This is a genomic window from Ruegeria sp. AL11 (genome assembly GCF_056540865.1).
This window is the reverse complement of record NZ_JBQFXO010000007.1, coordinates 295,156-317,916: the sequence shown is the minus strand read 5'-3', so window position 1 is coordinate 317,916 and position 22,761 is coordinate 295,156. Positions and strand designations below refer to the sequence as shown.

Sequence of the window (22,761 nt, the reverse complement as noted above, 5' to 3'; positions counted from 1 at the left end):
TGACAAACACGCCGAGGCACCACAGGCCGCAGAATAAACCCACCAAAACACAAACAATCAAAGCGCCGCCCAAACACAGGGCGGCGCTTTTTTTGTTGATACAATGGCGTCCGATAGAAAGGACGCTATCGGTTACCCGGCTACGACACTCTGTCGTTGCACACCCAACCCTTCGATCCCTAGCTCCATTTGGTCGCCTGGCTTCAGATAGGTTTGAGGGTTCTGCCCCATACCCACGCCCGGAGGTGTCCCGGTCGAGATCACATCGCCCGGTTGCAGTGACATAAATTGCGACAGGTGCGAGATCACCATCGCAACACCGAAATGCATCGTTCTGGTCGAGCCGTCCTGATACCGGTGCCCGTTCACCTCAAGATACATCGGCAGGTTCTGCGGGTCGGGCACCTCGTCGCGCGTCATTAACCAAGGTCCGATGGGGCCAAACGTGTCGGCGGACTTGCCTTTGACCCACTGGCCCGAGCGGTGCAGCTGAAAATCACGCTCGGACAGGTCGTTGACGACGCAATACCCAGCAACGTGATCCAATGCTTCTTCTTCCGAGATATACTTGGCCTCCTTCCCGATGACGACGCCCAGTTCGACCTCCCAATCGGTTTTGACCGAGCCGCGCGGAATTTTGACGGTATCGTCCGGGCCAATGATCGCCGAGGTGGCTTTGAAGAAAACCACCGGCTCTTGCGGCAGGTCCATACCGCTTTCGGCGGCGTGATCTGCGTAGTTCAGACCGATGCAGATGAACTTGCCCACCTGACCTACGCAAGCACCGATACGGGGTGAGCCGTCGACTTTGGGCAGGCTTGCGGGATCCATTGCCCGCAATCGCGCAAGCGTTTCATCCCCCAGTGCTTCGCCGGATATGTCGCTAACCTCCCCCGAGAGATCGCGGATCGTACCTTCGGCATCCAGCAGCCCAAGTTTCTCAGCGCCCTTCGGGCCATAACGGAGCAGTTTCATATTGAGTTCCTTCGTTGCTTGGATCGTTAAGCCGCCGTTAAGGGCAAAGGCTGTTCGGTGGTATTTGTGCTAACGTTGCCCGCAAGGTGCATCCGGCAGCGCTAGACATCCTCGGGAAGCAGGTCAGCGGGGATATCCTGATAGCAGACCGGCCGCAGGAAACGACGGATCGACAGGGTTCCCACCGATGTCGCGCCGAAATTCGTCGATGCCGGGTAGGGGCCGCCATGAACCATGCTGTCGCAGACCTCGACCCCTGTGGGGAAGCTGTTGGCCAGCAAGCGCCCGGCTTTACGCTCCAGCAGTGGCATCAACGCCTGTGCGTCGGACTTGTCGCCGGGGTCCAAATGCAAGGTGCAGGTCAGCTGGCCTTCGATGGCGCGCGCAATCTGCTGCATCTGAGCCGTGTCGCGGACGCGGACGACGATGCCGAGCGGGCCAAAGACCTCCTCCTGCAGTTTGTGATCGGCCAGCCAGTCATCGCCGGACACCGTGAACAAGTAGGGGGCCGCATTACGCGTCGCGCAGCTGGTACCCATGATCTGAGTGACTCCGGTGCCCGCTGCGACACGCGAAACGCCCTGACGGTAGGCGTCGGCGATACCATCGGTCAGCATGGTTTGCTCGGCTATAGCGGACAGGCCAGCTTCGGCGGCGGACTGGAACACATCTGCCTCGGGGCCGTCAATGATAACCGCGATACCGGGATTGGTGCAGAACTGCCCTGCTCCCATGGTCAAAGAGCCAGACCAGCCGGTCCCGATCTCAGTCCCGCGTGCGGCGGCGGCTTGCGGTAGGATGAACATCGGATTGACCGAGCCAAGCTCACCGAAGAACGGGATTGGTTCATTTCGTTGCGCGCACAGGTCGAACAGGGCGCGACCACCAGCGAGGCTGCCTGTAAACCCTACCGCCCGGATCAGAGGGTGCTGCACCAGACGTGTTCCCACGTCCCGCTTGCCGCCTTGCACCAAAGAGAACACACTGGGATTGACGCCTGTCGCCTTGATAGCAGCATCAATGGCCTGCGCGACGATCTCACCCGTACCCGGATGCGCCGAATGGCCCTTGACCACGACGGGGCAACCTGCGGCCAACACGGCCGCCGTATCGCCTCCCGCGACCGAGAAGGCCAGCGGGAAGTTAGACGCGCCGAACACAGCCACAGGTCCCAGAGGACGCTGGATCATGCGCAGGTCGGGGCGGGGCAGGGGCGCGCGATCAGGCATGGCCGGATCGTGGCGCATGTCCAGATAGTCGCCCGCCTCAATGTGATCGGCGAACAAACGCAACTGACCGACGGTACGGCCACGTTCGCCTTGTAAACGGGCCTCGGGCAGGCCGGTTTCTTGCGTTCCGATTTCAGTGATCGCATCGCCGCGTGCATCAATCTCATCTGCGATCTTTCGCAGCAAAGCGGCCCGCTCGGCACGTGTCGACCATCCGAATGAGGCAAAGGCTTGCTCGGCGGCGTCTACGGCACGGTCGACCAATGCGGGCGTACCCACAGCAAAGTCATGGCTGGGACCATGAGCAGGTTCCGATGCAAAAGTAGCGTCTGCGCCGACCCATTCGCCAGCTATCAGGTGTTTTCCAGTCAACATGTTGGTTCTCTCTTAAAGCAGGTCGCGTTGGGCGAGGTTTCGCATCAGGTGTGAGGCCCCGAAGGTCCATTCAGGGCATTCCGTGGACAGGCGCACCGTGTTTGTCAGCGCCCCAAGCTGGCTGTTGGCGATGGTGACGATATCGCCCAGTTTATGTGTAAAGCCGCCTCCGGGCGTGTCACGGTCCTGGGTTGGGGCAAAGAGCGTGCCCAGAAACAACATCAGCCCGTCCGGGTATTGGTGATGGCGTCCAATGGTCTGTTTCACAAGATCCGCCGGATCGCGGCTGATCAGGGACATGGAAGACGCGCCATTCAGAACAAACCCATCGGGCCCGGTGACAGTTAGCGTCAACTCGGCCTTGCGCACGTCGTCGAGGGTAAAGCCATCGTCGAACAGTCGGATCATCGGCCCGATCGCGCATGAAGCGTTGTTGTCTTTGGCCTTGCTGAGCAACAGGGCCGAGCGCCCTTCTACATCGCGCAAGTTCACATCGTTGCCCAAGGTCGCGCCTTTGATCTCGCCGCGTGAGGTTACGGCCAGAACCACCTCGGGTTCGGGGTTGTTCCAGGTGGAAATCGGGTGCAGCCCGATATCCGCGCCCGCGCCAACCGAGGACAGAACCTGCGCTTTGGAGAATACCTCGGCATCCGGTCCGATCCCGACCTCTAGATACTGGCTCCATAGACCTTCTTCGATAAGCGCCTCTTTGACCTTCGCGGCCTCATCCGAACCGGGCGTGATATTGGACAGGCTGTCGCCGATCCGCTCCCCGATGCGCGACCGTATCGCGTCGGCTTTGGCCGGATCGCCTGCGGCCTGTTCCTCGATCACGCGCTCGACCATTGAACGGGCAAACGTGACGCCGCAGGCCTTAACCGCTTGCAGGTCACACGGTGCCAGCCACTGATGATCCGCGTCAAACGGGCCAAGGTCTTCGCCCTGCGCCGCACGGACGTAATCCGCTGTGTCGTCCCGCTCGAGAATGTCCCGAACGGTTGGCGCGGTTTTCGACGTGATGTCGACCACGAGGCCATCCCGCAGGGTCACAATGCAGGGGCCGACCCCAGCGCGCTCAATACGTCCGAGCCACAGGCCGTTGGAGTCCAGATTTGGTAGAGTCATATCAATCCCTGAGGTTATAGGCCCGCGCGGCGTTGCCACCCATGACGGCATCTCGTTCGGAACTGCTTAGTTGGCACAGCAAAAGGTCCGTAGTTTCCAGCCAGCGTTCATAACTGCTGGCCAAGGTGCAAACCGGCCAGTCGCTGCCCCAGATCAAGCGCGACGGGCCGAAAGTGTTCAACAGGTGGTCCACATAAGGGCGCAGATCATCGACCGTCCAATCGGATGCGGCTTCGGTGACAAGGCCGGACAGTTTGCACCATGCGTTGGTCTCACTGGCTAGCGCTGCCATATCCTCGGCCCACCCCTCGAGTATTGCGTCCCGGATCAGCGGCTTGGAACCGTGATCAATGACAACTTTCATATCCGGATGACGGGGCAGTAGCTTTCTGAGCGGTCCCAGATGCTGCGGCAAGGTCAATGCGTCGAACGTCAGGCCCCGTGCTGTCAATTCGGTAAAAGCGGGGGTCAGAGCGTCGCCGAGCATCCATTGGGGGTCGGCAATGTCCTGGATCATCGGACGAAGTCCAACCAGCGCCGGGTGCGTATCCAATGCAGCGATCTGGGTTGCCGCATCCGGGGCTTCGAAATCGATCCACCCCACAACACCTTTGACAAATGGGGTCTCGTCGGCCAGGGACAGCATGTATTCCGTTTCGGCCACCGTTGGTGCCGCCTGCACCAGCACGGTGCCTTCAATGCCGGCGTCTTTCAGCATCGGGGCCAGATCATCGGGGGTAAAGTCGCGGTAGATCACGTCCAAATCAGGCGTCAGCCAGCCATAGTCCCCCCGCGCCACGGCCCAGAAGTGCTGATGCGCGTCAATCTTCATCCGATCACGCCCTTTTTCAGGATGATATTGCCATAGAGCCTGCGCTCACCCGTTTGAACGATGGCAAATGCATTGGCCGCACGCTCATAGAAGGCAAACCGCTCAAGCCCCTGTATCTTGGCCGGGTTGTCCGCTGTCGTGTCGATGATGTTTTGAAAATCGGCGACGGCTTCGGGAATTGCGTCCGGATCACCGACCACCTGCATGGTCAGGGCCGGGTCGGTCACGAATATATCCAGAGGCATCACGGACAGCACGGCCCGCAGCACCTCACTGGCGGTTGACCCATCCGCCCGGATGCAATCCGGGCCGGTGCTTGTACCGGGAAAGTTCGCATCCGCGATCACGATTTCATCGCCGTGACCCATGGCTCTGAGCGCATGTAGCAGGCTGGGCGACAGAATGGGGTCGATGTTACGCAGCATCGGCGGCCTCACTCGGAAGCGGTGCATCCGGACGGATCAGCCCCTCGGAGCGCAGATCAGACCAGAGGCCCGGGGGCACTTCCCGCTCTAGCAGGTCCACGTTGGATTGCACCTCGGCTGCGCTGACAGCGCCCGGCACGACTGTTTTGACGCACGGATGACCCAGAACAAATTGCAGGGCCGCCGCGATCAGAGGAGTGTCATGCGCGGCGCAAACGGCCTCGATCTTGCGGACGCGCGCCAGTATTTCCTCGGGCGCATCGGCATAGTTGTATTTTGCACCCGGTGCGGCTCCGGTTGCGAGGATGCCGGAGTTATAAGGCCCGCCCAGAATGATCCCCACGTCGCGCTTTTCACAAAGGGGCAGGAAGCTGTCTAATGCCTCTTGCTCAAGCAGCGTGTAGCGACCGGCTAGAAGGAAGCCGTCGAAATCACCCAGACCCAACAGCTTTTCACACACCTGCCATTCGTTAACACCTGCGCCGATGGCGGCAATCTCTCCGGCGTCGCGCAGCTCAACCAGTGCCTTGTAGCCGCCACCGTCGAACAGCTCACGCACCTTGGCGTCGGACATTTCCTGACTGCCCTGGCTGAACACGCAGACGTCATGCACCAGAAGGATGTCGGCATTTTCGACCCCGATGCGCTCACGGCTGGCCTCGTAGGACCGCATCACCCCGTCATAGGTATAGTCGAACACGATCCGTTTTTGCGGAACGTCCACAAATGCTTCGGGCGTGACCTCATGTGGTTCGCAATCCAGCAGCAGACGCCCGATCTTGGTGGACAGCTGGATGTTCTCGCGGCCAAAGCGGGCAATCGCTTCGCCAAAGCGGCGCTCGGACCGCCCAAGCCCGTATTGCGGTGCGGTGTCAAAGAAACGGATACCCGCATCATAGGCGGCCTGAAGCGCGGCCTGCGCGTCTTCATCCGACACTTTGCGGTACAGGTTTCCCAGCGGGGCACCGCCAAATCCCATCCGGGTCAGCGGAACGGGCCGCGCAGTGCGGCTATTGAGCAATTCTGTCTGTGAAACGGTCATCCTGCCTCGCTATGCGACTGTTGGGTGAGGTTGAAAAGGTGGGGTTTTTGCTGCTTGAGTTCCTCGATACGCGGCATCAACTGCCCCAAGTGGGCACGCATGGCGTCCTGAGCGGTCTGTTCGTCGCGGCTGCAAATTGCGTCAAAAATGGCTTTGTGTTCCGCCAGTGTTTCCGCAATCCGGCCGGGGGTCGGCAACAACAGCATCCGCGCCCGGCTCACTTGAAGGGAAACGTTCTGCGCAACGTTGGCGAGGTGACGGAAGCCGGTGAAGTCCATCAGCATGCCGTGAAACTCTTCGTCGGCCTGATAGAAGCCGGGAATATCATCATCTTCGATCAAAAGCTCTTGCAGGCGCATATTGCGGCTGAGGCGTTTGCGCTGATCTTCGGTCAGGTCCCGCGTCACTTTGGCGACGGTTGCCAGTTCGAGCGCTTCACGGAGAAAGGCGCCTTCGCGGATTTCGTCCATCGAGAAATAGGACACACGCGTCCCCGATTGCGGGACCACATCCACCAAACCTTCAGATGCAAGCCGGGCGATGGCGTCCGCAACAGGCGCGCGTGACACGCCTAAACGCTCGCAAACCGGGGCCTTCCGAAGATTCGCGCCTGGTGGAAAGTCCAGCGCCAGAATCGCCGTTTTCAAAGAGTGGTGAACCCGCTGAGCCAGCGATCCTTCGGTGGTCGTAATCTCGGGCAGGAGAGAGGCATCAATATCTTGGAGCTTGTTCATAGCCAGGTTTTAACATTCTAACATGTTAGTTGACAAGAGAAGATCTACCACTTAGCAACATGGACCAAGCAAGCGGGGAAGTGATGCAAGCACACGACGGCATAAATGTTCTGGGAAAGGCGGCGCGGGACGTCGTTCAGCTGAACCCTGATGACAATATTGTTATTGCCCTGCGTGACTTGCAGGCGGGCGAGCAGCCGTCACATGTGCCGACACCTCTGACCTCGCAAGTGGCCCGCGGGCACAAGATTGCGACGATGCCGATTCGGGCTGGTGAAAACGTGATCCGTTACGGCCAGATCATCGGTCAGGCCAAAAGCGACATCGCACCGGGGGATCACATCCATGTCCACAATCTGGGGATGGGCGCGCATCAACAGGACTATGCGCATGCCAGCGCCAATGCTCCGCTACCCGCGCTGGCCGCGGATCGCACGTTTGACGGGTATCATCGTGCCGATGGCCGGGTAGGGACGCGCAACTATATCGGCATCCTGACCAGCGTGAATTGCTCGGGCTCTGTTGCAAGGTTCATTGCCGAGGCGGCCGAGAAGTCTGGGCTTCTGGATGACTTCCCCAATGTCGATGGGGTGGTGCCGATCGTGCATGGCACGGGTTGCGGCATGTCTGGCAAGGACGAAGGCTACGCCACTTTGTTCCGGACATTGGCCGGATACGCGCAGCACCCGAATTTCGGAGGTATCCTGCTGATCGGGTTGGGGTGTGAGGTGATGCAGGTCGCTGATTTGGTCGGAGGACGCCCGATCCGGTCAGACGGCGCGTTGCGTTACATGACCATCCAGAACGAGGGTGGTACACGCCGCACAATCGAACGCGGTTTGGATGAGCTGCGGGGAATAGCCGAACTGGCCAATCAAGCCGAGCGCGCGCCCGCTCCCATCAGTGCAATCACGGTTGGAATGCAATGCGGTGGATCGGACGGGTATTCCGGGATCACGGCCAATCCAGCCCTTGGATATGCATCCGACCTTTTGGTGCGCCGGGGCGGCACAACGATCCTGTCCGAGACGTCCGAGATCTACGGGGCCGAACATCTTTTGACCCGCCGCGCCGAGACCATCGAAGTGGGCGAAAAGCTCATAGAGCGTATCCACTGGTGGGAAGACTACACCGAGCGCAATGGCGGCGAGATGGACAACAACCCAAGCCCCGGCAACAAGCGCGGCGGGCTGACGACCATTCTGGAGAAATCGCTGGGCGCTGTCGCCAAAGGCGGCACGGCACCGCTGCGCGATGTTTATAAGTTCGGCGAGAAGGTGGAAAAACACGGGTTCGTCTTCATGGACAGCCCCGGATTTGATCCATGCTCGGTTACAGGGCAGGTGGCCTCAGGCGCGAACCTGATCGTGTTCACCACCGGGCGTGGTTCGGTGTCGGGTTATCAGCCAACACCCTGCATCAAATTGGCGACCAACTCGGAAATGTATGCCCGGATGGCAGACGACATGGATCTGAACTGTGGCGACATCGTCACCGATGGCGTCAGCATCGAAGCCAAAGGCGAAGAGCTGTTCGAAATTCTGATCCGTGTCGCCTCGGGCGAGAAAACCAAAAGTGAAGAACTTGGCTTTGGGGGCGTGGAGTTCGTCCCCTGGCAAATCGGCGCGGTGATGTAAGCCGCACCGCCCTTGGGGAGAGGGGCAGAATGGGAGGAGAAATGACGAAACTGGTCGACATGACGGGGATTGATAAGCACTTTCCCGGTGTGCATGCGCTGAAATCCGTGCAATTCGATCTGTTTCCGGGTGAAGTTCACGCGCTGATGGGCGAGAACGGTGCCGGGAAAAGCACGCTGATGAAGATCCTGTCCGGGATCTATCAGCGTGACGGCGGCGATCTTGTGATCGAGGGGAAATCCGTTAGCCCAACCACCCCGCGCGAGGCGCAGGATCTGGGCATTGGCATCATCCATCAGGAACTGAGCCTGATGAATGACCTGACCGTCGCGCAGAATATCTTCATCGGACGCGAACCGCGCAAAAGCTTTGGTCGTCTGGACGAAGCCGCGCTGAATGCGCAAACGGCCGAGATCTTCGCCTCGATGAACCTGAACCTCGACCCCAAGGCGCTGGTCGGCAGCCTCACCATTGCAAAACAGCAGATGGTCGAGATCGCCAAGGCTTTGTCCTTCCGGTCGAAAGCTCTGATCATGGACGAGCCGACTGCCGCCCTGAATGACGCCGAGATCGCCGAGTTGTTCGTGATCATCCGCCGCCTCAAGTCTGAGGGTGTGGGTATCGTTTATATAAGCCACAAAATGGATGAGCTGAAGCAGATCTCGGATCGGGTCACGGTCATGCGCGACGGGGAATATGTGGGTACGGTGGGTGCTGCAGAGACCCCGATCAGCCAGATCATCGCAATGATGGTGGGGCGTGAGGTGAATGAGGAACCTCTGGACGTGCCCGATCTGGGTGATGCCGAGGTTTCGCTTCAGGTTTCGGGCCTGACCCGCAGCAAAGAAATCCACGATGTCAGCTTTTCAGTTCAGAAAGGCGAGATACTGGGCTTTGCTGGTCTGATGGGCGCTGGCCGGACCGAGGTCGCGCGGGCAATCTTTGGTGCCGACCCAAAAGATGCCGGTGAAATTCGGGTGCATGGTCAGGTGGTCTCGATCAAGTCGCCCACCGACGCGGTGAAGGCCGGGATCGGGTATCTATCTGAGGACCGCAAGCATTTCGGCCTCGCCACGGGGATGAATGTGCGGGACAATATCGCGCTGGCCTCGATGGATCTTTTCACAAGTACCGGCGGTGTTCTGAATGACAGCGAAATCAGCACCACCGCCAAAGGCTACATCGCGCAACTGGGCATCCGAACGCCATCGGATGTGCAAGAGGTTCGGCTGCTCTCGGGCGGCAATCAGCAAAAGGTGGTCATCGCCAAATGGCTGCTGCGCGATTGCGATATCCTGATCTTCGATGAACCCACACGGGGCATCGACGTGGGCGCAAAATCCGAAATCTACAAACTGCTCGAGGAGCTGGCAGAGCAGGGCAAGACGATCATCGTGATCTCGTCCGAATTGCCCGAGATCATGCGCCTCAGCCACCGCATCGCCGTGATGTGCGAGGGCCGGCTGACCGGCATTCTGCCCGGCGGAAAAGACACCACTCAGGAAGACATCATGCATCTGGCCACGCAACGTGCGGCGGCGATGCAGGTAACGGGGACAATTCAATGACCACAGCTACGGATATCGACAAGAAAAAACCCCTCGGGGGTTTGTCGGAAAGCGGCGCCTACCAGAAAATGCTGGCCTTCGCGAGCTTGATCGCGCTGCTGATCGGCTTTTCGATCGCATCGCCGAACTTCATGCAAACCTCGAATATGATTGCGATTTTGCAGGCGACTTCGGTCAACGGGGTGCTGGCGGTGGCCGCGACTTTGGTGATCATCACCGGCGGGATCGACCTGTCGGTGGGCACGTTGATGACCTTCTGCGCAGTGATCGCGGGGGTGGTGCTGACCTATCTGGGCATGCCGTTGCTATTGGGCGTCGCGGCCGCAATCGCGGCGGGTGCGTTCTGTGGCCTGTGTTCGGGGACCTTCGTCGCCAAAATGAAAATCCCACCCTTCATCGCCACCCTCGGCATGATGCTGATCCTCAAGGGGCTCTCTCTGGTGATTTCGGGGACGCGACCGATCTACTTCAACGACACGCCGGGCTTTGACCAAATCTCGCGCGGGTCGCTGATCGGAGAGGTTTTCCCCGCACTGCCCATCCCCAATGGCGTGCTGATTTTGTTTATCGTCGCCATCGCCGCCTCGTATATTCTGAGCCGTACAGTTCTGGGTCGCTATACCTTTGCGCTGGGGTCGAACGAAGAGGCGGTGCGTTTGTCGGGCGTCAACACCGATATGTGGAAGATCCGCATCTACGCACTGGCTGGGGCTATCTGCGGCATCGGCGGCATCCTGATCGCCTCGCGCCTTAACTCAGCCCAGCCTGCTTTGGGCCTTGGGTATGAGCTGGAGGCTATTGCGGCGGTTGTCATCGGCGGCACGTCGCTCTCGGGCGGTCGCGGCACGATCCTTGGCACATTGATCGGCGCCCTGATCATGGCGGTTCTAACCAACGGGCTGCGCGTCCTGTCCGTCGCGCAGGAGTGGCAGACCGTTGTCACCGGCGCGATCATCATTCTGGCCGTCTATGCCGACATGGCACGGCGCAAGAAATCCGGCTGAATAATCTAAAGACAAAACGACCAACTGTGGAGGAGAAAACATGTTTTCACGTCGTTTCATTCTGGGGGCGCTGAGTGCGGCCACCCTGGCAGGTCCCGCCTCGATGGCAGCTGCCGAAGAAATCTATATCCCGCTGGTGTCCAAGGGCTTCCAGCACCAGTTCTGGCAGGCGGTGAAGTCCGGCGCAGAGCAGGCGGCGGATGAGTTTGATGTCACCATCACCTTCGAAGGCCCTGACAACGAAACCATGGTGGACCGTCAGATCGATATGCTGGCGGCTGCCTTGGCCAACAACCCCAAAGCCATCGGATTTGCCGCGCTGGACAGTCAGGCGGCGATCCCGCTATTGAAACAGGCCAATGACAAAGGCATTCCGATCATCGCCTTCGACAGCGGCGTGGACAGCGACATCCCGCTTTCGACCGCGACCACAGACAACCTTGCAGCGGCCGGTCTGGCAGCGGACAAGATGGCCGAGAAGATTGGCGGCAAGGGTAAGGTTGCCGTTGTAGCGCATGACCAGACCAGCCGCACAGGAATCGACCGCCGCGACGGGTTCGTCAACCGTATCGCCGAGAAATACCCGGACATCGAAGTCGTCACGGTTCAATACGGTCAGGGCGATCACCTGAAATCGACCGAGGTGACCAAGGCAATCCTGACGGCAAACCCGGATCTGAATGGTATCTTCGGCACCAACGAAGGCTCAGCTATCGGCGTTGTGAATGGCGTTCAGGAACTGGGCACCGAAGGTCTGGTCATTATTGGCTATGACAGCGGCAAGGCACAGAAAGATGCGATCAAAAGCGGTCTGATGGCGGGTGCGATCACGCAGAACCCGGTTGGTATCGGCTATGAAACCGTCAAAGCTGCCGTTTCGGCCCTGAACGGTGAAGAAGTACCGACCCTGATCGACACGGGCTTCTACTACTACGATGCCTCGAATATCGACGACCCGAAAATCTCGGCCGTTCTGTACGACTAAGACCATCCACTCACGAAAACCTGTCCGGCCTGCCCTTTCTAGGTGGGCCGGATGCTTTAGAGGTAGCTCGTGTCAACTAGTGGCCATGGGTCCTAGGCCTGGGGTGCAGGCCCGAGTGACTCGCGTATCTTTGTCGTGGCTTCGAGCTGTACACTTGACCCCGCATCCTCACCTTTGCGCAAAGCGACCAGCATACGAGCGGCCCCTTTACCCATGTTTCGATGAGGAACATGAACCGTTGTCAGGGTCGGTGTTACGATCTCTGCTATTTCAATGTCATCAAACCCGGTGATGGACACATCTCTCGGCACTTCAAGGCCCATTTTCCGGGCCTGCCTCAGAGCACCGGCGGCAAGAACATCGTTGCCACATAGGATTGCAGTGGGTCTCGGGTCCAATTCCATCGCCGCCTCAAGGGCGCGCGCTCCGTTGTCGATCGAGTAGGGCGTTTCGATGACGTGCAGGTTGTCGACATCAAGGTTCCGAGACAGCATCGCTTGTTCTACGCCCTCACAGCGCAACCGAGCCCGGTCATTGCCGTCCCTCTCTGCCGTGACAAAGGCAATGGCGCGATGTCCCAGGTCGAGTACCTGCTCGGTCAGCGCCTGCATCGCGCTTCGGTTGTCGAACCCGATGGACAGGTGCGTTTGGTCAGGATCATAGACCCAGGCGACTACACACGGGATCCGTTGTTTCTTCAGGAAATCGTAAACCTGTGGGGTCCGGTCAAAGCCAATCAGCAAGAGCGCATCCGCACCGCGTGCCACGAGGCTGCGGATCTGCTCTTCTTCAAGCTCAGGGTTATATGAAGAGCTGGCGACAAGGAGGGTTATGCCATGCCTCTGAAGTTCTTCCTGAAAAGCTTGGAGGCCACGTGCGAAGATGGCGTTTTCCATCGTCGGTATAATTGCGCCAAAGGTTCTGGTGCGTTTGGCGGCAAGGGCCTGAGCCCCGAAGTTCGGTGTGTAGCCAAGTGTTTTGACTGCGCTGAGGACCCGTTCTCGGGTTTTCTCGGACACCATCTTAGGATTGTTGAGGCACCTCGAAACAGTGGCCGTGGAAACGCCTGCACGCTGCGCAACGTCTTCCAGTGTCGGTGACGCCCGGCTTGGCTCGTCTGGAAATGGTGCCTTCGTCATCTACCTAACTACACTCGTGGCTTTGGCGCTCCATTTGCGCCCTTCGGAATGCGGGGTCAACTAGGGTGTCCTTCTAGGTACAGTGTAAGCGCTTGCAATGCAAAATGTAAGCGCTTACAGTGACCTCGAATCGGAGAAGGGGGGATTTGGCAATGTTCATTTTCGCGGCCATTGCGCTTTTTCTGGCGTTCCTGATCAACGTCGTCGCGGGCGCATTTGGCTACGGCCAATTCCTGGGCGACGTCGGAGAGATGGTGTTGCTGTTCGCGGCATCGCTCGCATTCGTTGTCGTCACGCTTAGGAAAGAGGCGGCTGCAAAATCAAAAAAACAATAAATGACATGACCCATAGGGAGGAAAACATGGATCGTGAAAAGCAGGAATTGACTTCGGCTTCACGCCGGAACTTCTTGAAGCTGGCAGGAAGCGGTAGCTTCACCGCAGCTCTGGTTGCAGGCGCTGCGGGGACCTTGTGGTCCAGCGAGGCCGCGGCACAGACCGCCAAGGAAGAGCGTGAGCGCGAGGATGCAGCGGAATTCACGATGACCCTTGCGACAGCGTATGTCTTGGGTGCGTCGCGCAGCTATCCGATCATGCAGCTGGACCTGAAGGAAAACATCCAGAACGCCACCAATGGCAAGGTCTATGTCAAGCTGGCACCGGGTGGTCAGCTCGGGGCAGGTGGTGCCTTGGTGCAGGCGGTGCAGGCTGGCACCATCCAATGCGCACAGCATTCCCTGTCGAACTTCGCGCCCTATGCGAGCGCGGCTGACCTGATCAACATGCCCTATTTCTGTGGCTCGAACCAGCGCTTCACCAACCTAGTGACCTCGGATGCGTGGAAAGCCGAAGTACACCCCAAGATCGAAGCCGCAGGTTTCAAGGCGCTTTTCTACATCAATATCGACCCACGTGTTGTGGCCGTGCGCAAGGGCGGAAACGCCGTAATCACGCCCGGCGACATGGCGGGGGTCAAGTTCCGCGTGCCCGGCTCGAAAATGCTGCAGCAATACTATCGAATGGTGGGCGCGAACCCGACGCCGGTGGCCTGGGGCGAAACGCCTTCGGCGATCAAACAGGGCGTGGCGGATGCTCTTGACCCGTCGGTTGGGGCGCTCTTTGTGTTTGGTTTCAAGGACATCCTAAGCCATGTCACCTTTACCCAGGCGGTGCCGGACAGCCAGATTTACTCGATGAATCTGGAATGGTTCAATTCGCTACCGGCAGATGTGCAGGAAGGCATTGAGTTCGCCGGCGAGCTGACCTCGCATCAGAACCTGGCCAAGGTTCCATCTGCACGCACCTACGCAATGGCGGAACTGCGCAAAGCAGGTGTCGAGTTCCACAGCCTCAGCGAGGATCAGCTGGCGGAATGGAAAGCCGCTGGTGGGTACCAACTGTCCGATTGGGACGAATTCAAGGTCGAGCTGGCCGGTTCCATGGACAACTTTGCCAAGCTGGAAGAAGCGGCTGGCACGAAAGGGCGCTACTACGTCCACGATGCTTGATACGCCTCGTCGCGTTTCAGGGGCGGCATAGTGACTGGCCGCCCCAAAAATTCTGACGACAACTTGGAAATCCGGCTGCCGGCTGCCCTTGAGGTGCCGGTGAACGGGAGGATTGAATGCAACGAATACTGCAAGAACTGAACCGGAATGCTGAGCGCTGGCTGCTGCTCGTGTTCTACACGATGCTGGTGGCGACGATGTTCATCGAAGTGCTTCGGCGCGAGTTGTTGTCCTATTCCTCGATCTGGGGCGAGGAAATCGTCCGATATTCGTTCATCTACCTCGCGTGGATCGGCGCTGCCGCTGCGGTTCGTGAACGTGGCCATATCCGCATTGACGTGATCATGCACTATGTCAGCCCGCGGATTAAGGCGCTGCTGTATCTCTTTGGGGATTTTGTGATGGTCGCCGTGTCGGTCGTGGCGCTCTATTATTCGTATGAGACAGTCCACGTTTCCGCAAAATTTGGATCTGTGACAGACGGTCTGCGTATCAGCCGCGTCTGGTTCCTGATGGCCGTTCCAATCGGTTTCGCACTGGTTCTGCTTCGCCTCTTCCAATCCATCCTCCGCGACATCGCGGACCTTCGTGCGGGTCGCCCCGTATACGAAGGTGACAAACTGTTCGACTGAGGGGGCTGGACATGCTTTGGAACCAACTCGATCAATCCGTTGTCCTCGGCTGGGATTTTTATGGCCCGGTCATCCTGTTCGTCGTCCTTGTAGCGCTTGCCGTTCCCGTCTGGGCCGCCATCGGTTCGGCCGCGATCCTGATGCTTGTCTGGTCCGGGGCTCTGCCTTTGAGCCTCGTCGGGGAAAAGCTGTTCTCTGGCATAGACTTTTTCGCGCTGACGGCTGTGCCGCTGTTTATCTTAACGGGCGACGTCCTAGTCAGAACCGGGCTCAGTCGAAAATTTCTTGATGTGGCCGAGGCACTAACACAATTCGCCAAGGGTGGCTTTGGATCAGCCACGGTGCTTGTCTGCGGTATGTTCGCCGCGATTTCGGGCTCGGACGCCGCAGGGGCAGCAGCTGTTGGCCGCATGACGATCGACCGACTGGTCGAATCCGGCTACCCCCGGCCTTATGCCTGCGCTCTTGTTGCGGCTGGTGCCTGTACCGGTATCCTTATCCCGCCATCGATCGCCTATATCATCATCGGCCTTGTTTTGGGGATTTCTGCCTCGACACTGTTCCTGGCCGCTCTGATCCCCGGCATCGCGATCCTTCTGTCCATTCTTGCCACCAACATCATCATGAACCGCCTCAAGGGCTGGGAAGGTGGTGGCAACATCAGCATGGGCGAATACTTCTCGCGGCTAGGCAAAGCCCTGAAGTCCGGTTGGTATGCCTTTCTGGTGCCCGGCATCATCTTCTACGGCATCTTTTCAGGTCGTCTGACGCCGACCGAAGCAGGCGCTACAGCCGTGGTGGTGACGATCGTCATGGGGTTCATCCTGCGCACTCTGAGCCTGAGCGATTTTCCCGCGATGCTGGTCAGTTCAGCCAAGGTGAACGGGGTCATTCTGCCAATCATCGCCTTTTCGGCCCCCTTGGCCGAAGCACTGGCCATCATCGGTGTCCCGCAAGGCTTTGTGGCAGCCGCCACCTCGGTCAGTGACGAACCACTTGTCCTTATCCTGATGATGGTCGGCATCCTGATCGCAGCGGGCTGCGTGATGGAGACCACGCCGAACATCGTGATCCTCGCGCCGATCCTGAAGCCTCTGGCGGATGACATCGGCATGAACGAGATCCAGTTCTGCATCATGATGATCACAGCTTTGGGCGTTGGTTTTATCACGCCACCCTTGGGGCTGAACCTTTTCGTGGTCGCAGGAATAACGGGCGAGTCGATCCTGAAGATCGCTTATCGCGCCATTCCGTTCGTCCTGTTCATGCTGATCGTCACCCTGTTCATCGCTTACGTGCCGACGATCTCGACCGTTCTTCTGCCAGATATTTACAAATAGGAAGCAATCAATGCCGAGAGAATATCTCAAAAAAGCGACGCTGACCTCGAAAAGCGATGCTTCAGAAACCAAGAAAATCGTCCGCGACATTCTTGATGAAATTGAGGCTGGCGGGGATGAGGCAGCCATGGCCTACGCCCGGAAGTTCGACAACTACGATGGCGAAATTCTGTTGTCGCCTGAGGCCATTGAGGCTGCGTCGGCCCTTGTGCCCGAAAAGCTGAAGCAGGACATCCAGTTCAGCCACGCCAATGTCAAGAAGTTCGCTGAGGCGCAGTTGGGCACGGTCAAAGACTTTGAAACTGAGGTCGTCCCTGGCTTTATCGCCGGTCAGAAGGCGATCCCGGTGGATGCTGCAGGCTGCTATGTGCCCGGCGGGCGGTATAGCCACATCGCAAGCGCGATCATGACCGTCACAACGGCGAAAGTCGCTGGGTGCAAGCACATCGTCGCTTGCTCGCCGCCGCGTCCTGATGTGGGTATCGCGCCTGCCATCATCTATGCGGCGCATATCTGTGGTGCAGACAAAATCTTGGCCATGGGCGGTGTTCAGGGCGTTGCGGCGATGACGTTTGGCCTGTTTGGCTTGCCCAAGGCCAATATTCTCGTAGGTCCGGGAAACCAGTTCGTGGCTGAGGCGAAGCGGATGCTGTTCGGCCGTGTCGGCATCGACATGATTGCCGGCCCGACCGACAGCCTGATCCTGGCCGACAATACAGCCGATCCGATGGTGGTTGCAGCCGATCTCGTGGGTCAGGCCGAGCATGGTTATAACTCGCCGGTTTGGCTGGTCACCGATGACCGCGCGCTGGCTGAAGAGGTCATGCGGCTGGTGCCAGAGCTGATTGCCGATCTGCCAGAAGTGAACCGCGACAATGCCACCGCCGCCTGGCGCGATTACGCAGAGGTCATCCTTTGCGCGGACCGTGAGGAAATGGCCGCAACATCCGATGCTTATGCACCCGAACACCTGACGGTTCAGGCGGAGGATCTGGAGTGGTGGTTGGATCGCCTCAGCTGCTATGGCTCGTTGTTTTTGGGCGAAGAAACCACCGTGGCATTTGGCGACAAGGCGGCAGGTACAAACCACGTCCTGCCGACCTCTGGGGCGGCCAGCTACACAGGTGGCCTGAGTGTGCACAAGTACATGAAAATCGTGACCTGGCAGCGCGCGACCCGCGAAGGTGCCAAGCCCGTCGCTGAAGCGACCGCGCGGATTGCACGCCTCGAAGGCATGGAAGGCCACGCGCGCACGGCTGACATCCGCCTGAAAAAATACTTCCCGGACGAAGAATTCAACCTGACGGCGCAAGGCTAAAACACTTGTCTTCCTCTCGATTATTCAGCGTTGACGGCCGCGTGGCCGTTGTGACCGGGGCCAGTTCTGGCCTCGGACAACAAGCGGCAACGATCTTGGCAAACTCTGGCGCAAAGGTGGTGGGCGTTGCCCGCCGCGCCGACGCCTTGGCAAGCTGGGCCGATGAGATGGGCGGAAACGTTGCCGTCCTCGCTGGCGATGTGGCCGATCTTGAAAACCAACCGGAGCTGGTGCGCGAAATAGCGGCTCCGTTCGGCGCGCCAGATATTCTTGTTCATGCTGCGGGCCTCAACCCCAGACTGCCAGCCGAGGACCTGTCACCAGACATTTGGAACGCGACCCTCGCAGTCAACTTGTCCGCCCCGTTCTTCCTGAGCCAGGCTTTCGTCCCGGCCATGAAGGCAAAAGGCTGGGGACGGATCCTCAATTTTACGTCGCTGCAATCCTTTCGGGCCTTTCCAAACGGGCTGCCCTATGGGGCGTCAAAGGGCGGCGTGGCCCAAATGACCCGCGCCATGGCCGAAGCGTGGTCGTCTGCGGGGATCAATGTGAATGCAATTGGTCCGGGCTTTTTTGAGACCGAACTGACTGCGGCGGTCTTTGCTGATCCCGAACGGGCCGAACGTAACGCAGCTCAAACTTGCATTGGCCGCAACGGGGCGCTCGGAGATCTCGATGGGCCTCTGCTCTTTCTGTGTTCAGAAGCCTCTCGCTACGTGACCGGCCAAATCCTGATGCTGGATGGAGGGTTCACCGCCAAATGAAAGCTCTTGTTTATACAGAAGTTAAAGCCCTGTCTTACGAAGAGACCAGGGACCCAACCCCACAGCTGGGCGAGGCGCTGATCCGGGTGGAAAGCGTGGGCATCTGTGGCTCGGACATGCATGCCTATCTGGGTCACGACAACCGTCGCCCGGCCCCTCTTATCCTTGGGCACGAAGCGGCTGGCACCATCGTTGGCGGACCTCGCGCAGGTGAGCGTGTGACGATCAACCCTCTGGTCAATTGCGGTGCATGTCCGGCCTGTGTTTCCGGACGTGAAAACCTGTGTCCGACGCGGCAGATCATCTCGATGCCCCCGCGCGAGGGCGCTTTCGCTGAGCTTGTACGCATCCCCGAAGCCAATTTGGTCACGGTTCCTGACGATGTTTCACTGGCCAAGGCAGCACTGGCCGAACCCATCGCCGTCGGCTGGCATACGGCCCGACTTGGCGTTGAGGCGCTGCATCCATCGGAACCTCGCCACGCGCTTGTCATTGGTGGTGGCGCAATTGGAGTGGCCGCCGCTTTGTCCCTGCAAGCGATGGACTTTGAGGAAGTTATAATCGTCGAGAGAAATGACATCCGCCGAGAATACCTCTCCTCCACCTGCGGGATGCAAGTCGCCAAGGAGGTTCAGGGCGAGTTCCCTGTTGTTGTCGACGCTGTCGGATTTGCGGCAACAAGGGCGGCTGCTTCTGCAGCTGCCAAGCCGGGAGGTGTGGTTCTGCATATCGGCCTGGGTGAAGACACAGGCGGTCTAGATGTGCGTCGCATGACCCTGCAAGAGATCACCTTTATCGGCACCTACACCTATACCGCGCAAGATTTCCGCGACACCGCCGCCGCCATGTTCGAGGGCAGGCTGGGCGCACTGGACTGGGTGGAAAGTCGCCCGTTGTCAGATGGCGCGCATGCCTTCGAAGACATTCTGGCAGGGCGAGTCGCGGCCCCGAAAATCATTCTAAAACCTGACGCCTGAGGAGACTACAAATGGCTGAAATCCCCCACTTGCTCGTCCACGAACATGCCGACAATGTCGGTGTTGTCGTGGTCGAGGGCCTGACGGCCGGCACCGATATGCTGGTCTGCGTGACTCATGACAATTCGACCTTCCGCCTGACATCGGGCGCTGATGTACCGATCGGCCACAAGATCGCGCTGAAAGACTTCAAGGACGGAGATACCGCGATCAAATACGGCGAGGACATCGGCAAGATCATCGCCGACATTCACAAGGGTGGCCACGTCCACACACACAACTGCAAAACAAAGCGCTGGTAAGGAGTCCTCTTCATGGCACTCGATTTCAAAAATATGTCTGTGCATGCTTACCGTCGTGAAAATGGTCGTGTCGGCGTTCGAAACCACGTGGTTATCCTGCCGGTCGACGATATCTCGAACGCGGCGTGCGAAGCCGTTGCCAATAACGTCAAAGGCACACTGGCAATCCCGCATGCCTATGGCCGCTTGCAGTTTGGCGCGGATCTGGAGCTGCACTTCCGGACCATGATTGGCACCGGGGCGAACCCGAATGTGGCCGCTGTTGTCGTGATCGGCATTGAGCCCGGTTGGACCAAACGAATTGCCGATGGCATTCGCGAAACTGGCAAGCCGGTCGCTGAATTCTCGATCGAGCAGAAAGGGGACTTTGAAACCATCCGTCAGGCCAGCTGGGCCGCTAAGGAATTCGTGCATCTGACCTCGGAATACCAGCGCGAAGAGTGTGCGCTGAACGAACTTTGGATCTCGACCAAATGCGGTGAATCCGACACCACCACCGGTCTGGGGTCCTGCCCGACGGTTGGCAATATGTACGACAAGCTGCTACCCGAAGGCATCACCGGCTTCTTTGGCGAGACTTCCGAGATTACCGGCGCTGAGCACATCTGTCAGAAACGCGCGATCAACGAAGAAGTGGGCGAGCGCTGGTACAAGATGTGGAAAGCCTATCAGGACGACGTGATCTTTGCGCATCAAACCGATGACCTTTCGGACTCCCAGCCGACCAAAGGCAACATCGAAGGCGGTTTGACCACGATTGAGGAAAAAGCCTTGGGCAACCTCGAGAAGATCGGTCGGACCTCGCAATACATCGACATCCTCGATGCCGCCGAAGCGCCAAGCTCAGGCGCGGGGCTGTACTTCATGGACAGTTCCTCGGCCGCGGCGGAGTGTGTGACTCTAATGGCGGCCGGTGGCGCTGTCATCCACACCTTCCCCACGGGTCAAGGCAATGTGGTGGGCAACCCGATTGTTCCGGTTATCAAGATCACCGCGAACCCTCGGACCGTGCGTACGATGGGCGAGCACGTGGACGTCGACGTGTCGGGTATCCTGCGCAGGGAACAGACCATTGACGAAGCGGGCGATGCACTGATCGACATGATCCGCCGCACTGCCAACGGCCGCAACACAGCCGCCGAAGCGCTTGGCCATCGCGAATTCTCGATGACCAAGCTTTATCGCAGCGCCTAGATCTGGCAGGGGCGGCGCCAAGGTGCCGCCCCACCCAAAGACAAAACCATGGCACATATGGATAACATCAGCCTTTCCGAGGCCAAGGCCCTCATTTCGGGTGCATTGATGGCTCAGGGGGTTTCTAAGGAACACTCTGAGTCCGTCGCCAACGCGCTGGTGGCGGCTGAAGCCGAAGGTCAGGCGGGTCACGGGTTTTCGCGCCTCGGGGACTATGTCGCGCAGGTGCGTAGCGGAAAGATAAACCGGGACGCAAACATTACTTCTCGCCTGACTAGTCAAACTGCGATCTCCACTGACGCCGATTTCGGTTTTGCGTACCCGGCGCTGGATCATGCCATCTCACAGGGCATAAGCGTGGCGCGTTCATACGGCACGGCAACGATGTCGGTCAAAAACTCACATCATGCGGGGGCGTTGTCGGTGCAGGTCGAAAAACTCGCCGCAAAGGGCCTTGTGGGCTTGATGTTTGCCAATGCCCCTCCTGCAATCGCCCCTTGGGGCGCCGCGATCCCGGTTTTTGGCACCAACCCCATCGCCTTTGCAGCCCCGCGACGCGATGCGCCGCCGCTGGTGATAGACTTGGCGCTTTCGAATGTTGCGCGCGGCAAGGTCATGCACGCCAAAAAGACAGGCCAGCCCATCCCACCGGACTGGGCCTTTGACAAAGACGGCAAGCCCACAACCGACCCAGCCGCCGCATTGGCTGGTTCCATGGCCCCCGCCGGAGGGGCAAAGGGAACCGTGCTCGCCTTGATGGTCGAGGTTCTTGCGTCGGTTTTCACCGGTGCAAACCCCAGCTTAGGCGTGGCTTCGTTTTTTGACGCAGAGGGGCCTTCTCCGGGATCCGGGCAGTTCCTGATTGCCATGTTCCCAAGCAATCTGGGCTCCTTCACGGATCGTCTCGAAATGGTGCTGACGGCCATCGACGGCCTCGAAGGCGCACGGCTTCCGGGGGATCGGCGGGCAGAGTCGATCAGCCGCGCGCAGGCGCATGGCATAGTGGTTCCCGGTCAATATCTTGATCTGGCTCGCGAACTCGCGCGCGCAAATGTCTGAGGCCGCCAAGATGATCGTTTCCCTCAGCACTGACGCCACAAACGCCCCCTAAATCGACAAAGGAACCGACTATGTACAAGCACATTCTGATCCCGGTCGCTCTGGACCACGAAGGCGTTGTCGCCAACAAAATCGCCGCTGGGCGCCGTCTGCTTGCCGAAGACGGCCGGATGACCTTGCTGACAGTGCTGGAAGACATACCCGGTTTCGTCGCCGAATTCGTGGAGTCGAAACCCGAGAACCACCTGACAGCGCGTATCAAGGACGAACTGGATCGCCTTGCGAGCGGCGCGGACGACATCTCGACCGAAGTCATCACCGGCAAACCGGGCCTGAAAGTGGCTGAATATGCCCGTGAAAACCATGTTGATTTGGTTATTGTCGGTTCTCACAAACCCGGCGTTCGGGACTATCTTCTGGGCTCGACGGCGTCGCGCATTTCACGCCGCGCGCCGTGTTCGGTCTTCATCCTTCGATGAGGGGCAAGGGGTCTCAGACCCTCAAAAGACCCGGTACTGTCCGTCCGGACAAAGAGACGCGGCTGTTGCTTGGCCAGAGCGACGGAACAAACCTGAGCGAGCAGCCCTATGATCGGCGC

23 protein-coding genes are annotated in these 22,761 nt (G+C 59.0%); 15 read left to right on the top strand and 8 right to left on the bottom strand.

All coding sequences use genetic code 11. The features are described 5' to 3' along the window. Positions 1 to 132: 132 nt before the first annotated feature. From ACR0IP_RS13695 to ACR0IP_RS13665, 7 genes are all read right to left on the bottom strand, one after another. Complete coding sequence (locus ACR0IP_RS13695; protein WP_480526113.1) at positions 133 to 975, bottom strand: fumarylacetoacetate hydrolase family protein; 843 nt, start codon at positions 973 to 975, stop codon at positions 133 to 135. Between the two features lie 101 nt (positions 976 to 1,076). Next, positions 1,077 to 2,579: an aldehyde dehydrogenase (NADP(+)) gene (locus ACR0IP_RS13690; RefSeq protein ID WP_480526112.1), complete on the bottom strand. Its 1,503-nt coding sequence runs from the start codon at positions 2,577 to 2,579 to the stop codon at positions 1,077 to 1,079. Positions 2,580 to 2,591: 12 nt separating this feature from the next. Beyond that, positions 2,592 to 3,704, bottom strand: a complete 1,113-nt coding sequence (locus ACR0IP_RS13685) for a fumarylacetoacetate hydrolase family protein (RefSeq protein ID WP_480526110.1) — start codon at positions 3,702 to 3,704, stop codon at positions 2,592 to 2,594. A gap of 1 nt (position 3,705) precedes the next feature. Then, positions 3,706 to 4,536 (bottom strand): amidohydrolase family protein, encoded by an 831-nt coding sequence (locus ACR0IP_RS13680; RefSeq protein ID WP_480526108.1) that lies wholly within the window; start codon positions 4,534 to 4,536, stop codon positions 3,706 to 3,708. Then, positions 4,533 to 4,961, bottom strand: a complete 429-nt coding sequence (locus ACR0IP_RS13675) for an RbsD/FucU family protein (protein WP_480526106.1) — start codon at positions 4,959 to 4,961, stop codon at positions 4,533 to 4,535. The genes ACR0IP_RS13680 and ACR0IP_RS13675 overlap by 4 nt, the downstream gene beginning before the upstream one ends. Next, positions 4,951 to 6,003 (bottom strand): aldo/keto reductase, encoded by a 1,053-nt coding sequence (locus ACR0IP_RS13670; RefSeq protein WP_480526104.1) that lies wholly within the window; start codon positions 6,001 to 6,003, stop codon positions 4,951 to 4,953. The genes ACR0IP_RS13675 and ACR0IP_RS13670 overlap by 11 nt, the downstream gene beginning before the upstream one ends. Continuing rightward, positions 6,000 to 6,737 carry a GntR family transcriptional regulator gene (locus ACR0IP_RS13665; protein ID WP_480526102.1) on the bottom strand — a complete coding sequence of 246 codons (738 nt, stop codon included), beginning with the start codon at positions 6,735 to 6,737 and terminating at the stop codon, positions 6,000 to 6,002. The genes ACR0IP_RS13670 and ACR0IP_RS13665 overlap by 4 nt, the downstream gene beginning before the upstream one ends. A gap of 83 nt (positions 6,738 to 6,820) precedes the next feature. Between ACR0IP_RS13665 and ACR0IP_RS13660 the strand changes: the two genes are divergently transcribed. The 4 genes from ACR0IP_RS13660 to ACR0IP_RS13645 are packed head-to-tail and all read left to right on the top strand — an operon-like array spanning position 6,821 to position 11,931. Continuing rightward, a complete protein-coding gene (locus ACR0IP_RS13660; RefSeq protein WP_480526100.1) occupies positions 6,821 to 8,374 on the top strand; it encodes a UxaA family hydrolase in 1,554 nt (517 codons plus the stop codon). 41 nt (positions 8,375 to 8,415) lie between these two features. Then, the gene (locus tag ACR0IP_RS13655; protein ID WP_480526098.1) at positions 8,416 to 9,942 is read left to right on the top strand and encodes a sugar ABC transporter ATP-binding protein; all 1,527 of its coding nucleotides are present in this window, start codon (positions 8,416 to 8,418) and stop codon (positions 9,940 to 9,942) included. Next, the gene (locus ACR0IP_RS13650; RefSeq protein WP_170378165.1) at positions 9,939 to 10,946 is read left to right on the top strand and encodes an ABC transporter permease; all 1,008 of its coding nucleotides are present in this window, start codon (positions 9,939 to 9,941) and stop codon (positions 10,944 to 10,946) included. The genes ACR0IP_RS13655 and ACR0IP_RS13650 overlap by 4 nt, the downstream gene beginning before the upstream one ends. 40 nt (positions 10,947 to 10,986) lie before the next feature. After that, positions 10,987 to 11,931, top strand: coding sequence for an ABC transporter substrate-binding protein (locus ACR0IP_RS13645; RefSeq protein WP_170689178.1), 945 nt, complete (start codon positions 10,987 to 10,989; stop codon positions 11,929 to 11,931). A 92-nt stretch (positions 11,932 to 12,023) separates the two neighbouring features. Here the strand turns inward: ACR0IP_RS13645 and ACR0IP_RS13640 are convergent, their stop codons facing one another. Continuing rightward, positions 12,024 to 13,070: a LacI family DNA-binding transcriptional regulator gene (locus ACR0IP_RS13640; protein ID WP_170378168.1), complete on the bottom strand. Its 1,047-nt coding sequence runs from the start codon at positions 13,068 to 13,070 to the stop codon at positions 12,024 to 12,026. 152 nt (positions 13,071 to 13,222) lie between these two features. On the opposite strand from ACR0IP_RS13640, the gene ACR0IP_RS13635 reads away from it, so the two are divergent. The 11 genes from ACR0IP_RS13635 (at position 13,223) to ACR0IP_RS13585 (ending at position 22,642) form a co-directional block, all read left to right on the top strand. Further along, positions 13,223 to 13,405 (top strand): hypothetical protein, encoded by a 183-nt coding sequence (locus tag ACR0IP_RS13635; RefSeq protein WP_170378170.1) that lies wholly within the window; start codon positions 13,223 to 13,225, stop codon positions 13,403 to 13,405. Between the two features lie 26 nt (positions 13,406 to 13,431). Beyond that, complete coding sequence (locus ACR0IP_RS13630) at positions 13,432 to 14,577, top strand: TRAP transporter substrate-binding protein (protein ID WP_170378172.1); 1,146 nt, start codon at positions 13,432 to 13,434, stop codon at positions 14,575 to 14,577. Between the two features lie 116 nt (positions 14,578 to 14,693). After that, positions 14,694 to 15,209, top strand: a complete 516-nt coding sequence (locus tag ACR0IP_RS13625; RefSeq protein WP_170378174.1) for a TRAP transporter small permease — start codon at positions 14,694 to 14,696, stop codon at positions 15,207 to 15,209. An 11-nt stretch (positions 15,210 to 15,220) separates the two neighbouring features. Next, a complete protein-coding gene (locus ACR0IP_RS13620; RefSeq protein ID WP_170378176.1) occupies positions 15,221 to 16,549 on the top strand; it encodes a TRAP transporter large permease in 1,329 nt (442 codons plus the stop codon). 10 nt (positions 16,550 to 16,559) lie between these two features. Further along, complete coding sequence (gene hisD / locus ACR0IP_RS13615) at positions 16,560 to 17,867, top strand: histidinol dehydrogenase (protein WP_170689176.1); 1,308 nt, start codon at positions 16,560 to 16,562, stop codon at positions 17,865 to 17,867. A 41-nt stretch (positions 17,868 to 17,908) separates the two neighbouring features. Then, entirely contained in the window at positions 17,909 to 18,631 is a 723-nt protein-coding gene (locus ACR0IP_RS13610) for an SDR family NAD(P)-dependent oxidoreductase (protein ID WP_480526095.1), read from the top strand. Next, entirely contained in the window at positions 18,628 to 19,608 is a 981-nt protein-coding gene (locus ACR0IP_RS13605; protein ID WP_480526093.1) for a zinc-dependent alcohol dehydrogenase, read from the top strand. The genes ACR0IP_RS13610 and ACR0IP_RS13605 overlap by 4 nt, the downstream gene beginning before the upstream one ends. 11 nt (positions 19,609 to 19,619) lie before the next feature. Beyond that, entirely contained in the window at positions 19,620 to 19,910 is a 291-nt protein-coding gene (locus ACR0IP_RS13600; protein ID WP_480526091.1) for a UxaA family hydrolase, read from the top strand. Between the two features lie 12 nt (positions 19,911 to 19,922). Then, positions 19,923 to 21,104 (top strand): UxaA family hydrolase, encoded by a 1,182-nt coding sequence (locus tag ACR0IP_RS13595; RefSeq protein WP_170467617.1) that lies wholly within the window; start codon positions 19,923 to 19,925, stop codon positions 21,102 to 21,104. 48 nt (positions 21,105 to 21,152) lie between these two features. Next, positions 21,153 to 22,163 (top strand): Ldh family oxidoreductase, encoded by a 1,011-nt coding sequence (locus ACR0IP_RS13590; protein WP_480526089.1) that lies wholly within the window; start codon positions 21,153 to 21,155, stop codon positions 22,161 to 22,163. A gap of 71 nt (positions 22,164 to 22,234) precedes the next feature. Next, positions 22,235 to 22,642, top strand: a complete 408-nt coding sequence (locus ACR0IP_RS13585) for a universal stress protein (protein WP_425085729.1) — start codon at positions 22,235 to 22,237, stop codon at positions 22,640 to 22,642. The last annotated feature ends 119 nt before the right edge of the window (positions 22,643 to 22,761 follow it).